The sequence below is a fragment of the Arsenophonus sp. genome (assembly GCA_031446085.1).
In the GTDB taxonomy this organism is placed as follows: domain Bacteria; phylum Pseudomonadota; class Gammaproteobacteria; order Enterobacterales; family Enterobacteriaceae.
Genome location: CP132901.1, coordinates 229967 through 246161, shown reverse-complemented (window position 1 = coordinate 246161; position 16195 = coordinate 229967). Strand labels below are relative to the sequence as shown.

Here is a 16195-nt window from a genome sequence, read left to right as displayed (position 1 = left end):
ATTTAATTAATTATTTTTTGTTTTTTTATTTTTTTAGCATTTAATTGTGTTATTTTTATCGATTTATGTAATATTTTTATATAACTTATATTTTTAAACACTTTTTTTGGTATTTTTTCAGATAATTCTATAATTGAATAAGAAGAGTGTATTTTAACATATCCGATATCTGAACTATTTATTTTAGATTCGTTTAAAATAGCACCAACAATATTTCTTGTTTCTACACCATCATGTTTTCCTATTTCTATTCGAAATAATTTCATTTTTTTAAATTTTGAATATTTTTTTTTATTTTTTTTATTAAAAATTAATTTCTTTTTTTTATTAGGAAAAATTTTTTCTTTTATAATATTTTCTTTTGGTAAAATTAGCGGTTTTTTCCCTTCAGCTATTTTTAATAGTATTATAGCTAATGTTTCTATATTCATTTTAGGTGGTATGATTTTATAAATCAAATCTTTATATTTTTTAAAATCAATTTTTTTTGATTCATTTTCTATATTTTCTGTAAATTGAATTTGTCTTTTTTGACTTATAAAAGTAGAGGTTGGAAGTTTAATTTCAGAAATAGGTTGTTTAATCATTCTTTTGATATTATATAATAATCTTTTTTCTCTATTATTAATAAATAAAATAGCACGACCTTTTCTACCTGCTCTTCCTGTTCGTCCGATACGGTGTATATAAGATTTTGCATCTATTGGAATATCATAATTAATGACTAAAGTAATACGGTCTACATCTAATCCTCTTGCAGCAACATCAGTTGCAATTAATATATCAAGATTTCCATTTCTCAAACGTTCTAATGTTTCTTCTCTTAAAGATTGATTCATATCTCCATTTAATGCTGAACTATTATATCCATTTTTTTCTAATATTGAAGAAATTTCTAAAGTAGCATTTTTTGTACGTACAAAAACGATTGCAGCATCAAAATTTTCTGATTCTAAAAAACGTATTAAAGCTTCTTTTTTTTTAATACCATATACAATCCAATAATTTTGATAAATATTAGGTTGTGTATCAATATTTGATTCTATTCTAATCTCTTTAGGCAATTTCATAAAATGATTAGTAATATTTCGAATAGCATGAGGCATTGTAGCTGAAAATAAAGCTGTTTGATGTTTTTTTGGAATACAATTGATAATTTTTTTTACATCTTCAATAAATCCCATTCTTAACATTTCGTCAGCTTCATCGAGAACTAAACTATTTAAATGAGATAAGTTTAATGTACCTCTATTTAAATGATCTAATAATCTACCTGGTGTTCCAACAACTATTTGAGGTCCATTTTTTAAAATTTTAAATTGAATATCATAACGTTGTCCTCCATATAAAGCAACAATATTAATTTCATTCATATGTTTAGAAAATTTTTTCATTTCTTCAGCAACTTGAATGGCTAATTCTCTAGTTGGTAATAAAACTAATATCTGGGGGAATGACAAATGAATTTTAATATTTTGTAATAGAGGTAGGCCAAATGCTGCGGTTTTTCCACTTCCTGTTTGAGCCATACCTAATACATCTAATCCTTCTAATAAATAAGGTATACATTTCTCTTGTATTGGTGATGGTTTCTTATAACCAAGATCATTTAATGCATTCAAGATAGGTTTAATTAAACCTAATTTAGCAAAAGGAATCATCTTTTCATTAATCATGTACAGTATAGACCTTATATACTACTTTATTTGTTAAATTATTTTTAACTATTTATTTTATTTTTTAAAAAAATAAAATAAATATGAACTAATATTTATTTTATAAATTTATCTAAAGAAGAAACAGCATCTTTCATACTTAATCTAATACGACCATTTCTATCTATATCCAATACTTTGACTATTACTTCTTTTCCAATTTCTAAATAATCACTAACTTTTTTTACACGTTTTTCTGTTATTTGAGAAATATGTACCAAACCTTCTTTAGTACCTCCAATATTTACAAATGCACCAAAATCTACAATTTTAGTTACAACACCTTTATATGTTCTACTAATTTCTACTTTAGCAGTAATATATTCAATTCTTCGAATTGCTTCTTGTGTTTTTAAACAATCTGTCGCAGCAATTTTTACAGTACCATCATAATCAATTTCAATTGACGTCCCAGTTTCTTCTGTTAACGCACGAATAACTGAACCACCTTTTCCAATAACATCTTTAATTTTTTCAGGATCAATGTGTATAATATGAATACGAGGAGCAAATTCTGAAATTTCTTTTTTTGGAAGACTGATTGTTTTTTGCATGAAGTTTAAAATTTCATGTAAAGAATCTTTTGCTTGTTTTAAAGAATTCTTTAATATTATTTCGTTAATACCTTCAATTTTTATATCCATCTGTAATGCAGTAATTCCATTGAAAGTACCGGCTACTTTAAAATCCATATCACCTAAATAATCTTCATCTCCCAAAATATCTGAAAGAATAACAAATTTATTATTCTCTTTAACTAAGCCCATAGCAATACCAGCAACTGCTTGTTTAATTGGTACACCTGCATCCATTAAAGCTAAAGAAGCACCACAAACAGATGCCATCGAAGATGAACCATTAGATTCTGTAATCTCAGATACAACACGAATAATATATGGAAAATCTTCTTGTTTTGGTAAAACTGATAAAATTCCTCTTTTTGCTAATCTGCCATGTCCAACTTCACGACGTTTTGGAGCACCAATAATTCCTAGTTCTCCAACAGCGTAAGGAGGAAAATTATAATGAAATAAAAATCGATCAGTATATTCTCCAACTAATTCATCAACAATTTGTGCATCTCTTTCCGTACCAAGAGTAACAGTTACCAATGCTTGTGTTTCTCCTCTAGTAAACAGAGCAGAACCATGAGTACGAGGTAAAATACCAATACGTACATCTAATGGACGTATCATGTCATATTTTCTTCCATCAATTCTAAATTTTCCATCTAATATTCTTTTTCTTACAATTTTTTTTTCTAATTTTAGAAAAATTTGATTAATATTAGACAAATCTAAAGTATCATCTTTTATTAAGAAATCATTTGTAATCTTTTCTTTAATTTCATTAATAGTATTCAATCTTTTTTCTTTTTCAAAAATATAATAAGCTTCTTTTAATTTGTTTTTAGATAATTTAGATATGTAATTGTCTAATTCTAAATTTTCTGATTCTACTGGTATATCCCATTTTTTATTTCCTACCTTTGAAACTAAAGTATTAATATTTTTTATTACAATTTGTTGCTTTTCGTATCCAAAAAAAATAGCATCAAGAATCTTTTGTTCATTTAATAAATTAGACGAAGATTCTACCATAATTAAAGCATTAGATGTGCCAGATACAATTAAATCTAATTTACTTTTTTTCAATTCATTAAATGTTGGATTTAATACATACTTATTATCAATATATCCAACTCGAGCAGCACCAATAGGACCATTAAATGGTATTTCTGATAAAGATAAAGCTGCTGAAGCACCTATTATAGAAACAATATCCGGACAAATATCTCCATTGATTGACATAACAGTTGCAATAATTTGTATTTCGTTAATAAAACCTTTTGGGAATAAAGGACGAATAGGACGGTCAATAAGCCTAGAAATTAATATTTCATTTTCATTTGGACGTCCTTCTCTACGAAAAAAACTACCAGGAATTTTTCCAGCAGCGTATGATTTTTCCTGATAATTAACAGTTAATGGAAAAAAACTTTGATCTTTTTTCTTTTTTTTATCTCCTACTATTACTACAAATACTACAGTATCATCCATGTTTACCATAACTGCAGAAGTCGATTGACGAGCTATCATTCCTGTTTCAATAGTAACAGTATGTTTTCCATATTGAAATTTATGAACAATTGGATTTAGCAAAATAAATGTCCTTTTAATAACAATTTATTATTATAATCAGATGAAATTAATTTAATTTATAGAAATCGAATTTTATTTTTCAATACTTAATGAAAATTAGATATTTTTTATTAGAAAATGAAATTATAAAAATATTCTTAATAAGAGTGCTTTATCGACGTAATCCTAAAGATTCAATTAATTTGTTATATATAACAATTTTTTTTTTCTTTAAGTAATTTAATTGACTACGTCGATGAGATACCATACGTAATAAGCCAATGCGACTATGATAATCTTTAGAATGCTTCATAAAATGATCTTTTAAAGAATTAATTTTTTCCGTTAACAAAGCTATCTGAACTTCACTAGATCCACTATCGTATTTAGTTTTGCCATATTTTAAAATAATTTTTTTTTTAAGATCATTAGAAATAGACATATTCTATACTCCAAACTTTTCTAAAATTCAATAACTTATTTAAAATTAAATTTATGATAATATCATACTATTTAATTTTAAATAATGCAAGATTGATAATCTGATTACTAATTATTTTTTTAATATTTGATAAAGGAAAATTTTTTCTTTATCAATAATTTTTCCAATTCCTATTATTTTTTTTTCAATACCTTCTGTAATTTTAATAAAATCTCCTTTCAAATATGTATGATTATTAATATTTAAATATCTATTTTTTTGAAAATAGATTGATTCTTTTGTAGAAAGATTCATAATAGGTAAATGACTAATAGCTGTTTCTATCGGAAGCAAGAGAGAGTCTAATTCTTTAAATAAAGAATTAGAAGAATTTTTATTTTTTTCATTAATATTATTTAATTTTTCTAAAGTTATTAATTTAAAAGTAATGTAATTTGCTACATTTAATCTTCTTAGATAACTAACATGTGCTCCACAACCTAATAAATTTCCTATATCATCTATTAAACTACGTATGTATGTTCCTTTAGAACATAGAATATCTAATTCTAACTCTTTTTTAACCCATCTTTTTAGTTTTAAATGATGAATCATAATTGGCCTTCTTTTAGAAGGAATTGTAATACCTTTTCGAGCATATTTATATCTTGGTATACCATTATATTTAATTGCAGAATATGTAGGAACAGTTTGGTATATTAAACCATTAAAATAGTTTAATACATCATTTAATTTTTTTTCAGTTATATTAACCGTTCTTTGTTTAATAATACTTCCAGTTGAATCTGCTGTATTTGTTGATATACCTAGATGTGCAATAACTTGATAGTTTTTATTTGCATTTAATAAAAATTGAGAAAATTTTGTAGCATTTCCAAAACAAATAGGCAACATACCTGTAGCTAAAGGATCTAAAGATCCAGTATGTCCTGCTTTTTTAGCTTTAAATAAAATTCGTGTTTTTTGTAAAGCATAATTAGAAGTAACAAAATTAGGTTTATCCAATAATAGTATCCCATTTACATCTCTGTATTTTTTTTTCATTTTTATGTAAAAATTAAATAATAACAAGTTACATTATTTTTTTTTGTATATAACGTCTCTTATTATTTTAGATATCATTATACCTTTATCAAGAGAATCATCATATATGAAAAATAACTGTGGTAAAATTTTTAGATAAATTTCTTTTCCTAACAAAAATCGAATATATCCAGATAAATAATTTAATAAAAAAATATTATTTTTTATTGTTTTTTTTTTATCATTAACCAAATTTAAAAATGTAACAAAAATTTTTGCATACAAAAGATCGCGAGATATTTTAACATCTAAAACATTTGTCATTTTTATTTTTGGATTTCTTATAGTTTTTTGTAATATTGAAGCAATTGTTTTTTTTATTTCATTTGAAATACGTTCGGAACGAGTATGAAATTTGTTCATATCATAAATTCACTTATTAAATAAAAAAATTTTCTAAAAAAATAATTTAACATTTATTTAAAATATCTAATGATTCTATAATATCTCCAGAAGAAATATCATAAAAATCTTTTATTACTATTCCACATTCCATTCCATTTTTAACTTCATGTATGTCATTTTTAAAACGACGCAATGACTCTAGCATACCTTCGTGTATAACAATATCATCACGTAACAAACGAATATTATTATTTCTTTTAATTATACCATTTATTACTTTACAACCAGCAACAATATTTTTTTTAGATATCATAAAAATATTTTTTACTTCTGCTACTCCAATGATTTTTTTTCTATCTTCTTGAGAAGATAATTTAATAATTATCTTTTTAATATCGTTAATTAATTGATAAATTACTGAATAAAAACGACAATCTATTTTTTCTTTTTCAATAATTTTTTTTGCAGATAAATCACAACGTACATTAAAACCAATAATCATTGCATGACAGGATATAGCTAATATAGCATCATTTTCTTTAATACTACCCACTCCAAAAGAAATAATATGAACTCTAATTTCATTTGATAACAATTTAATACTATTAATAATAGCCTCTATACTTCCTTGTACATCAGTTTTTAAAATTATATTTAATACTTTGTGATTGTTTTTCATATTAGAAAATAATTTTTCTAATTTTATTCTTTTTTGTTGTTTTAATTTTATTTCTTTAAATTTATTTAAACGATATGTAGCAATTTCTCTTGCTTTTTTTTCATTTCTTACTACTGAGATAGTATCTCCAGATAACAAGATATCAGAAAATCCTAATATTTCTACAGGAATAGAAGGTCCTGCTGATAATATTTCTTTTCCAAATTCATCATACATTGCACGAATTTTTCCATATTGAAAGCCCGATAATACTATATCACCTTTAGATAACATACCTTTTTGAACTAAAACAGTTGCTATTACTCCTTTTTTTTGATCTAAGTAAGATTCAATAATAACACCTGAAGCCCTGCCTACACTAATACTTCGCAATTCTAACATTTCAGATTGTAATAAAATGGATTCTAATAACGTATCTACACCATATCCAGTTTTTGCAGATATTTTAACAAATTGTACATCTCCTCCCCATTCTTCAGATAAGATATCATATTTTGAAAGCTGATTTTTAATTCGTTCTAAATCAGTAACATTTTTATCAATTTTATTAATAGCAACTATAATAGAAACATTTTCTCTTTTAACATGTTTAATAGCTTCAATTGTTTGTGGCATGACTCCATCATCTGCAGCTACAATTAAAACAACTATATCAGTAATTTTCACTCCTCTAAATCTCATTTCTGAAAATGCAGCATGTCCTGGAGTGTCTAAAAAAGTGATTGCTCCATTTTTTGTTTTGACATGATATGCACCTATACGTTGTGTAATTCCACCTAATTCTTTCTGAGTGATTTGACTAGATCGAATATAATCTAATAAAGTAGTTTTACCATGATCTACATGTCCCATAATAGTTACTATTGGTGGTCTAATTTCGGATGATACATTTTCAATACTACGATCATTTAATAATTCATTTTCAATATTATTAGAATTTTGTAATATTGCCTTATGACCCATTTCTTCTACTACAAGTTGTGCAGTTTCTTGATCGAGAAATTCATTAATAGAAAATGAAAATCCCATTTTTTTCATATTTTTTATTACTTTTGAACTTTTTATTGCCATTTTGTTTGATAAATCTACAATAGAAATTGTTTCTGGAATTAATATATTTTTATTAATTGAGGCAATTGGTTTTCTAAAATTTTGTTGTAGTTTACTTTTTTTTATTATTTTTTCTTTATTATTTTTATTAGTAAAATTTTTAAATTGTTCAATATTATTCTGATCATAAAAATGATAATTTTTTTTTTGTTTTATATTTTTCTTATTACGAACTTGAATATAATTTTTAATATTACTTAAATTATTATTATTTATAATGTCTTCTTTTTCTTTAAAAGAAATATCTAAATAATTATTTTTAATATTTTTATTTTTGTTAAATTTATTATTTTTTTTATCAAAAATTGTTTTTTCTAATTTTATTTCTTTTGCTAATTTTTTTTTATTTTTTTCTTTATTTTTATAAATTTCAGTTACTTTTAATTCTTTTTTTATTTTTTTTATAGTATTAATATATATTTTTTTTTCTTTTAAAGAAAATTGTGGTTTTTTGTTAATTAAATCATTTTTATTTAAAATAGAAGAATCATTTTTTTCTAAATTTATTTCTATATTTTGCATTTTATTGTTTGTATTTTTAGAATCAGATTCTGGTTTTACAATATCATACTGTATATATTTTCTTTTTTTTCTAACTTCCACATTAATAGATTTACTTTTTCCACCAGTTATAGGAACATTTAATATTGTCTTAATTTTTTTTTGTAAAATTAATTTATTTATTTGATTATTTACTAATCCATTATGATTATTATTTAAATAATCTAATAATATTTCTTTCTCTTTTTGAGAAATTATATCATTACATTTTTTTTCAATTCCTATTTCATGAAATTGTTTAATTAGACGTTCTGTAGAAATTTTTATTTCTTTTGCAAATAATTTTAAAGTTTGTTCTACCATCCTATTTCCCTACTAAAAATTATTTTTTTCTTTAGAAAACCAACAAATATTTCTTGCAAACATAATCATATCACCAGCTTTTTTATTATCAATTTTTTCAATATCTTTTAAATCTTCAACAGATTGTTCTGCAAAATCTTCTAATGTAACAATTTTATTAGAAAATAATTTTCTTGCTAATTCTTCATTCATGCCTGGTATTTTTAATAAATCTTGTGATATATTTTTTTTATTTGTAATTTCTTTTTGATTTAATTTTAATGTAATCAACGCAGATTTAGCTTTTAATCTTAATTTTTGTATTTTAGACTGACTAAATCCTTTTATTTGAAATAATTCTTTTATTGGAATATATGCTAATTCTTCTAATGTAGAAATACCTTCTTCTATAAGAGATTTTGCAGATTCTGAATCTAAATCAAGGTGTGTCATAAAAGAATCCATTGCATTTTTAATTTCTTTTTGATGCTTATCTTCTAAATCTTCTGACGTCATTACATTTAATTCCCATTTTTCATCGTTTTGATGTTTTTTTAATAATTGTGAAGCTAATCGAACATTTTGACCATTTCTACCAATTGCTTGGGCTAAATTAGTATTTTCAACAGCTATATCAATTGTGTATTTATTTTCATCTACTACAATAGAACCAACATTAGCAGGAGCCATAGCATTAATAACAAATTGTGCAGAATTTGGATCCCATAAAACAATATCAATTCTTTCTCCTCCTAATTCTGTAGATACAGCTTGTACTCGAGATCCTCTCATACCAACACAAGCTCCAACAGGATCGATACGTTTATCGTTAGTTTTTACTGCAATTTTTGCTCTAGAACCTGGATCTCTAGCTGTTGCTTTAATTTCAATAATTCCTTCACCAATTTCTGGAACTTCAATGCGAAACAACTCAACTAACATTTCTGGTTTAGAACGACTAATGAATAATTGTGCACCTTTAGATTCTGGACGTATATCGTATAAAACACCTCTTACTCTATCTCCATGTCTGAAATTTTCTCTTAATAACATATCTTCACGTAAGATAATACCTTCAGCGTTATTTCCTAAATCCAAAATAATATTTTCTCGATTAATTTTTTTTACTATACCAGTAATAATTTCTCCTTTTTGTTCAGAAAAACGCTGAACGATCATAGATCGTTCTGCTTCTCGTACTTTTTGCACAATAACTTGTTTTGCTGTTTGTGTTGTAATACGATCAAATTTAACAGATATAATTTTATTTTCTATAAAATTTCCTAATTTAACATTTTTATAATTTAATTGTGCATCCTTTATAGATATTTCACGTTCTGGTCTCAAAACATTTTCTACAATTAACCAACGTCTAAATGTGTCAAATTTTCCTGTTTTTCTATCAATATTAACTCTAATATCTATTTCTTCTTCATTTTTTTTTTTTGTTACTGTAGCTAAAGCAATTTCAATAGCTTCAAATATTTTTTCTCTAGGAAGAGATTTTTCATTGGACACTGCTTCAACTACTGTTAAAATTTCTTTATTCATTAAATTGCCTTTACAATTCTTCTTAAATAAGAAAGTTTTTTATAAAAAATTTTTATTATTTTTAATAATATTATTAAATTTTAAACTTTTTAAATAATTTGAATTATTAAATAATTACAAAAAATTTTTTTAAATAATAAAAAACCCCAAAAAAAAATTAAGGGGTTTAATAATAATCTTATTATATTAATAATAAGTTTTTTATTTGTAAATTCATTTTTTAGAATATTAAATTAAATATAAATTTTTTTATATTTATTTAATCTTTGGTTGCGGAGGTTGGATTTGAACCAACGACCTTCGGGTTATGAGCCCGACGAGCTACCAAACTGCTCCACTCCGCGATATATTTTTATTATAATATCATTATTATATATTAAATGCAACTAATCTTTTACATTCTGGTGCCGAGAACGGGATTTGAACCCGTATGTCTTTTTTAGACACTACTCCCTCAAAGTAGCGTGTATACCATTTTCACCATCTCGGCAAAAAAATAATAAAAAAAATTATTATTTATTTTTTTATTTATTATCAAAATTTTTCTTTTTAATATTTAATTCTGTACCAATATTTTCCCATTTTTTTTCTGTTTTGTTTTGTTTAATTGTTAAATTTCCTAAAATTAAACTAAATATAAAAAATAATGCTGCAAAAAAAGAAGTTAAACGTGTAATAAAATTACCTGTTCCAGGATTGTTAAAAAAATTTTTTGTAGAATTTAATCCTAAAATGGCATTGTTTTCTGATTCTTTTCCTTGAAAAAAAATAATAAGTATTATTAATATAATAGAAACTAATGAGAATAGTATTAAAAAAAGTAAAAACATATTTTTTTAACCTTTTAAAGTTATTAATATTTTTATTATCAAAAAATTAATTTAATTTTTTGATAATATTGGATACACGATTTGCTATCATTTTTATTTGAAATTTATTTTTACCTTCTACCATAATTCGAATTAATGGTTCTGTTCCAGATTTTCTTAATAAAATTCTTCCGTTGTCTTTTAATTCTTTTTTAACTTCTTTAATTACATTTAAAATATTGTTAGTATTTAATGGATTATCCGAATGATAATAATTTACATTAATTAAAATTTGAGGAAATAAAGTCATCTCTCGAGATAATTTATATAAATTTTTATTATTCTTTATCATTATACTTAAAACTTCTAAACTAGCAATAATTCCATCTCCAGTAGTATTTTTATCCAATAAAATAATGTGTCCTGAATTTTCTCCCCCATAAAACCAACCTTTTTCTTTTAATTTATTTAAAATATAACGATCACCTACATTAGCTCTCATAAATGGTACTTTTAATTTTTTTAACTCTATTTCTAATCCCATATTACTCATTAACGTACCAACTACTCCTCCATGTAAACATCCATTTTGTAATAAATTTTTTACAATAATATACAAAATTTGATCTCCATCAATTCTATTTCCATAATGATCAACCATAATGACACGATCACCATCACCATCAAATGCAAGACCAATATTCGCCTTTTCTTTAATAACACGTTTTTGTAGAGTATCGATATTAGTCGTTCCACATGATTTATTAATATTAAATCCATTAGGATTACAACCTATCAAAATGACATTTGCTCCTAATTCAGTAAATACATTAGGTGCAATATGATAAGTAGATCCATTAGCACAATCTAAAACTATTTTTAATTTTTCTAAACTTTGATTAGATGGAAAAGTACTTTTACAATATTCTATATATCGACCTGGTGCATCTATAATTCTACTTGCTCGTCCTAATTTTACAGAATCTACACAATAAATAGGTTGATCAATTGTTGCTTCTATTTCTCGTTCAATTTCATCAGGTAGTTTCATACCATTCATCCAAAAAAATTTTATTCCATTGTCATAATACGGATTATGAGATGCTGATATTACTATGCCTGCTTCAACATTATAAGTTCTAGTTAAATAAGCAATAGCCGGAGTAGGAAGTGGACCAGTAAAAACAATAGATAAACCTGCAGATGATAACCCTGCTTCTAAAGAAGATTCTAACATATATCCTGATATACGTGTATCCTTACCTATGACTATTTTATTTGTGCCATATTTTTTTAATACTTTTCCAACAGCCCATCCTAATTTTAAAAAAAATTCTGGTGTAATAGGATGTTTGCCAACTTTACCACGAATACCATCTGTTCCAAAATATTTTTTACTACTCATAATAATTTTTTTTTAAAAATGAAAGAGTCTTTTTTACAATTTTCATACACTCTACTGTTTCTTTAACATCATGAGTACGAATAATAGATACTCCTTGCATAGCTGCAATTACTGAAGCGGCAAGACTACCAATCATTCTTTGAGAAGTTGATAAATTTAATAATTCTCCAATCATAGATTTTCTTGATATTCCAACTAATATTGGAAGTTTCAAAATATGAAAATAATTTAAATTTGCTAATAGTTGATAATTATGTGTCATTTTCTTTCCAAATCCAAATCCTGGATCAATAATTAATCTATTTTTATTAATACCAAATTTTTTACATCTTTCAATTATTTTTATTAAATAATCATTAACTTCTTTAATCACGTTTGTATAAAAAATATTTTTTTGCATATTTTTTGGTTTTTTAGGCATATGCATAATACATATTTTTAAATTATTATTACTTAATGTTTCTATTACTGAATCTTCTTTTAAAGATCGAACATCATTTATGATGTCTACACCGAGTTTTTCAACTTTCTTCATTACAATAGCTTTTGAAGTATCAACAGATACTAATATATTAAATCGTTTTTTTATGCCTTTAACAACAGGAATGATTCTGTCTAATTCTTGTTCAGCACTAATTGATAATGATCCTGGACGTGTTGATTCTCCGCCAATATCAATAATTTCTGCACCAGAATTTATCATATTTGCAACATGATCAATAGCTTTATTATAATTTTGATATAATCCACCATCATAAAATGAGTCAGGAGTGATATTTAAGATTCCCATAACCATAGGACATGAATATTTTTTTTTTGAGATAGTTATTTTCATTTTTTTAAAAATTATTTTTTTTCTAATAAAGAAGATGTAAGATGATTTTTATCATCATTTTTTTTATTTTTATTCCAATTTTCAGGTGCTCTTAATGGACGACGATTCATTAAATCATCAATTTGAAATGCATCAATAGTCTCATATTTCATTAATGCATCTTTCATTGCATGTAAAATATCAATATTATCATGTAAAATTTGACGTGCTCTTTTATAATTTCGATCAATAATTAATTTAATTTCTTCATCAATAACATATGCTGTTTTATCTGATAAATGATTATTTTTTGTCATAGAACGTCCTAAAAAAATTTCTCCTTCTTCTTCTTCATAAAGGAGAGGACCTAATTTTTCTGAGAATCCCCATTGGGTCACCATATTTCTAGCTAAATTTGTTGCTACTTTAATATCATTAGATGCACCAGTAGATACTTTTTCAGAACCGTAAATTATTTCTTCAGCTAAACGACCTCCATATAAAGTAGAAATTTTGCTTTCTAATTTCTGTCGGCTTGCAGTAATTTGATCAGTTTCTGGTAAGAAAAATGTAATTCCTAATGCTCTACCTCTTGGTATGATAGTTACTTTATGTACAGGATCATGTTCTGGAACAATTCTTCCAATAATTGCATGTCCTGCTTCATGATAAGCAGTAAATTCTTTTTGTTCTTCTGTCATCACCATGGAACGACGTTCAGCACCCATCATAATTTTATCTTTTGCTTTTTCAAATTCTAACATTGTAACTACATTTTTATTAGAACGTGCAGCGAAAATTGCAGCCTCATTGACTAAATTAGCTAAATCAGCTCCAGAAAATCCAGGAGTACCACGTGCTAAAATTGAAACATCAATACCAATATCGAGTGGAACATTTTTCATATGTACTTTCAAAATTTGTTCTCTACCACGTATATCAGGTAGTCCTACAACAACTTGTCTGTCAAAACGTCCAGGACGTAATAAAGCAGGATCTAAAACATCTGGACGGTTTGTAGCAGCAATAACAATGATTCCTTCATTTCCTTCGAAACCATCCATTTCTACTAACATTTGATTTAAAGTTTGTTCTCTTTCATCATGTCCCCCACCTAATCCAGAACCACGTTGTCGACCTACAGCATCTATTTCATCAATAAAAATAATACAAGGATCTGATTTTTTAGCTTGTGCGAACATATCTCTTACACGAGAAGCTCCAACACCTACAAACATTTCTACAAAATCCGAACCAGAAATACTAAAAAATGGTACCTTTGCTTCTCCAGCAATAGCCTTTGCTAATAAAGTTTTTCCAGTACCGGGAGGACCAACCATTAAAATACCTTTTGGAATTTTTCCACCTAATCTTTGAAATTGACTTGGTTCACGTAAATATTCAACCAATTCTGATACTTCTTCTTTTGCTTCATCACAACCTGCAACATCTGCAAAAGTAGTTTTTATTTGTGATTTTTTTAACATACGAGCTTTACTTTTTCCAAAAGAAAGTGCACCTTTTCCACCACCTTGCATTTGACGCATAAAAAATATCCATACTCCAATTAATAAAAGCATTGGAAACCAAGATATAAATATAGTTGCTAGAAAACTTTGTTCTTGAGGTGGTTCACCAATGACAGTTACACGTCTTTCAAGCAAAGTATCTAGTAGTTTTGGATCTTCTTTTAATGGAATATAAGTTGTATAACGACTATTGTCATTTTTTTTTACACTAATTTCTCGATCAGAAATACGAACTTCTTCTATTTGATCTTGAATTAGCTCACGCATAAAAGTAGAATAATCTGTTCTTCGATTATTAACATCATTTGATCCAAAATTTTGAAATAAAGATATCAATACTACTGCAATAACAACCCAAAGAATTAGATTTTTTGCCATATCATTCAAGAAATTAACCTCTTTAAATTTTTACTATATTATTTAATAATAAAATTTTAAAATTATATTTTTTTTATTTTTGCTACAATATATACTTCACTAGAAGTAGAACGTGAAGCATTTGGCTTTCTAATATTAATTTTTTTAAATAATTTAGAAATTTCATTTAAATATTTATTAAATTCTTTTCCATGAAAAGTTTTTACAACAAAAATGCCTTTTTGATCTAAAAAATAATAGCATATTTTTAATGCTAATCTTCCAAGATAAAGTATATTTATATCATCTGTAGATGCAATTCCCGTAATATTAGGACACATATCTGACATTATAAGATCAATTTTTTTTTGATTTATAATTTTTTTAATTTTTTTAATAGATATTTTTCCTTGAAAAAAATCAACATTATGAATAGGTTTCATAGGTAATAAATCAAATGCAATAATACGACCAGTTTCTTTTAAAATATATGATGCATATTGAGACCATCCTCCTGGACTTGATCCAAGATCAAATACAATTATTCCAGGTTTTAATATTTTATCAGTTTTTTGGATTGAATCTAATTTAAACCAAGATCTGGAACGAATTTTATTCTGGTAAGATTTTTTAACATATTCATCTTGAATATGTTTTCTAATCCAATAATTAGAATATGCTAATATTTTTTTATTAGCCATAGTAATTTTTAATTATTTTATTCTTATTAATTTTCATGATTCACTTTATTAGAATTAACAACTAAAAATCAAGTTTTTTTTATACAAAATTTTATTTTTTTATAAAAAAATCTAAATTAAATGTTTTTATATATATTCTACATTCAAAATTTTATATTTTACTGTTCCACCTGGAGTATCAATGGATACTATTTGACTAACATTTTTATTTATTAAACCTCGTGCAATAGGAGAATTAATAGATATTAAATTAATTTTAATATCAGCTTCATCTTCACCTACAATACGATAAGTCTTAAGTTTTTTTGTATATAAATTTAGTAAAGTAACAGTAGAACCAAAGATTATACGACCTAAATTTTTAATTTTTGTTACATCAATAATTTGTTTGTATGATAATTTTTTTTCAATTTCTTGAATACGTCCTTCACAAAAACCTTGTTGTTCTTTTGCAGCATGATATTCAGAATTTTCTTTTAAATCACCATGTTGTCGTGCTTCTATTAAAGCAGCAATAATTTCAGGACGACGAATTTTTTTTAAAAATTCTAATTCTTTTTGTAATTTTTTTGCTCCGAGAACTGTCATAGGAATTTGTTTCATTTATTAATTCCTCAAAAATTTTTAACTAACATTAAATATTAGTTATTTAATCAATTCGATAATTAAAA

Annotated in this window: 13 protein-coding genes and 2 tRNA genes; all 15 read right to left on the bottom strand. The window is 25.0% G+C overall.

The genetic code is table 11. The features are described 5' to 3' along the window. Window positions 1-2: 2 nt before the first annotated feature. Complete coding sequence (locus RA161_01160) at window positions 3-1676, bottom strand: DEAD/DEAH box helicase (GenBank protein WMY97663.1); 1674 nt, start codon at window positions 1674-1676, stop codon at window positions 3-5. Window positions 1677-1771: 95 nt separating this feature from the next. Further along, window positions 1772-3877 carry a polyribonucleotide nucleotidyltransferase gene (pnp, locus tag RA161_01155; GenBank protein ID WMY97662.1) on the bottom strand — a complete coding sequence of 702 codons (2106 nt, stop codon included), beginning with the start codon at window positions 3875-3877 and terminating at the stop codon, window positions 1772-1774. 151 nt (window positions 3878-4028) lie between these two features. Next, entirely contained in the window at window positions 4029-4298 is a 270-nt protein-coding gene (rpsO, locus tag RA161_01150) for a 30S ribosomal protein S15 (protein WMY97661.1), read from the bottom strand. A gap of 111 nt (window positions 4299-4409) precedes the next feature. After that, the gene (truB, locus tag RA161_01145) at window positions 4410-5342 is read right to left on the bottom strand and encodes a tRNA pseudouridine(55) synthase TruB (protein ID WMY97660.1); all 933 of its coding nucleotides are present in this window, start codon (window positions 5340-5342) and stop codon (window positions 4410-4412) included. 33 nt (window positions 5343-5375) lie between these two features. Continuing rightward, entirely contained in the window at window positions 5376-5744 is a 369-nt protein-coding gene (gene rbfA, locus RA161_01140; protein WMY97659.1) for a 30S ribosome-binding factor RbfA, read from the bottom strand. A gap of 46 nt (window positions 5745-5790) precedes the next feature. Then, window positions 5791-8379 carry a translation initiation factor IF-2 gene (infB, locus tag RA161_01135; GenBank protein WMY97658.1) on the bottom strand — a complete coding sequence of 863 codons (2589 nt, stop codon included), beginning with the start codon at window positions 8377-8379 and terminating at the stop codon, window positions 5791-5793. A gap of 12 nt (window positions 8380-8391) precedes the next feature. Further along, window positions 8392-9909 carry a transcription termination factor NusA gene (gene nusA, locus RA161_01130; protein ID WMY97657.1) on the bottom strand — a complete coding sequence of 506 codons (1518 nt, stop codon included), beginning with the start codon at window positions 9907-9909 and terminating at the stop codon, window positions 8392-8394. Window positions 9910-10176: 267 nt separating this feature from the next. Next, window positions 10177-10253: transfer RNA gene (locus tag RA161_01125), tRNA-Met, on the bottom strand. A gap of 58 nt (window positions 10254-10311) precedes the next feature. Next, window positions 10312-10399 (bottom strand) — tRNA-Leu (locus RA161_01120). Window positions 10400-10433: 34 nt separating this feature from the next. Next, window positions 10434-10739 (bottom strand): preprotein translocase subunit SecG, encoded by a 306-nt coding sequence (gene secG, locus RA161_01115; protein ID WMY97656.1) that lies wholly within the window; start codon window positions 10737-10739, stop codon window positions 10434-10436. Between the two features lie 46 nt (window positions 10740-10785). Continuing rightward, on the bottom strand, window positions 10786-12123 hold the full coding sequence (gene glmM, locus RA161_01110; protein ID WMY97655.1) for a phosphoglucosamine mutase: 1338 nt from the start codon (window positions 12121-12123) through the stop codon (window positions 10786-10788). Continuing rightward, window positions 12116-12958, bottom strand: a complete 843-nt coding sequence (folP, locus tag RA161_01105; protein WMY97654.1) for a dihydropteroate synthase — start codon at window positions 12956-12958, stop codon at window positions 12116-12118. The genes glmM and folP overlap by 8 nt, the downstream gene beginning before the upstream one ends. Window positions 12959-12969: 11 nt before the next feature. After that, the gene (ftsH, locus tag RA161_01100; GenBank protein WMY97653.1) at window positions 12970-14853 is read right to left on the bottom strand and encodes an ATP-dependent zinc metalloprotease FtsH; all 1884 of its coding nucleotides are present in this window, start codon (window positions 14851-14853) and stop codon (window positions 12970-12972) included. A 53-nt stretch (window positions 14854-14906) separates the two neighbouring features. After that, window positions 14907-15524 carry an SAM-dependent methyltransferase gene (locus RA161_01095; protein WMY97652.1) on the bottom strand — a complete coding sequence of 206 codons (618 nt, stop codon included), beginning with the start codon at window positions 15522-15524 and terminating at the stop codon, window positions 14907-14909. A 126-nt stretch (window positions 15525-15650) separates the two neighbouring features. Further along, the gene (gene greA, locus RA161_01090) at window positions 15651-16127 is read right to left on the bottom strand and encodes a transcription elongation factor GreA (protein ID WMY97651.1); all 477 of its coding nucleotides are present in this window, start codon (window positions 16125-16127) and stop codon (window positions 15651-15653) included. Window positions 16128-16195: the final 68 nt, after the last annotated feature.

Coding starts and splice junctions, on each gene's coding strand:
- RA161_01160 (WMY97663.1), bottom strand. CDS start 1,676: ATGATTAATGAAAAGATGATTCCTTTTGCTAAATTAGGTTTAATTAAA.
- rpsO (WMY97661.1), bottom strand. CDS start 4,298: ATGTCTATTTCTAATGATCTTAAAAAAAAAATTATTTTAAAATATGGC.
- truB (WMY97660.1), bottom strand. CDS start 5,342: ATGAAAAAAAAATACAGAGATGTAAATGGGATACTATTATTGGATAAA.
- rbfA (WMY97659.1), bottom strand. CDS start 5,744: ATGAACAAATTTCATACTCGTTCCGAACGTATTTCAAATGAAATAAAA.
- infB (WMY97658.1), bottom strand. CDS start 8,379: ATGGTAGAACAAACTTTAAAATTATTTGCAAAAGAAATAAAAATTTCT.
- nusA (WMY97657.1), bottom strand. CDS start 9,909: ATGAATAAAGAAATTTTAACAGTAGTTGAAGCAGTGTCCAATGAAAAA.
- secG (WMY97656.1), bottom strand. CDS start 10,739: ATGTTTTTACTTTTTTTAATACTATTCTCATTAGTTTCTATTATATTA.
- glmM (WMY97655.1), bottom strand. CDS start 12,123: ATGAGTAGTAAAAAATATTTTGGAACAGATGGTATTCGTGGTAAAGTT.
- folP (WMY97654.1), bottom strand. CDS start 12,958: ATGAAAATAACTATCTCAAAAAAAAAATATTCATGTCCTATGGTTATG.
- RA161_01095 (WMY97652.1), bottom strand. CDS start 15,524: ATGGCTAATAAAAAAATATTAGCATATTCTAATTATTGGATTAGAAAA.
- greA (WMY97651.1), bottom strand. CDS start 16,127: ATGAAACAAATTCCTATGACAGTTCTCGGAGCAAAAAAATTACAAAAA.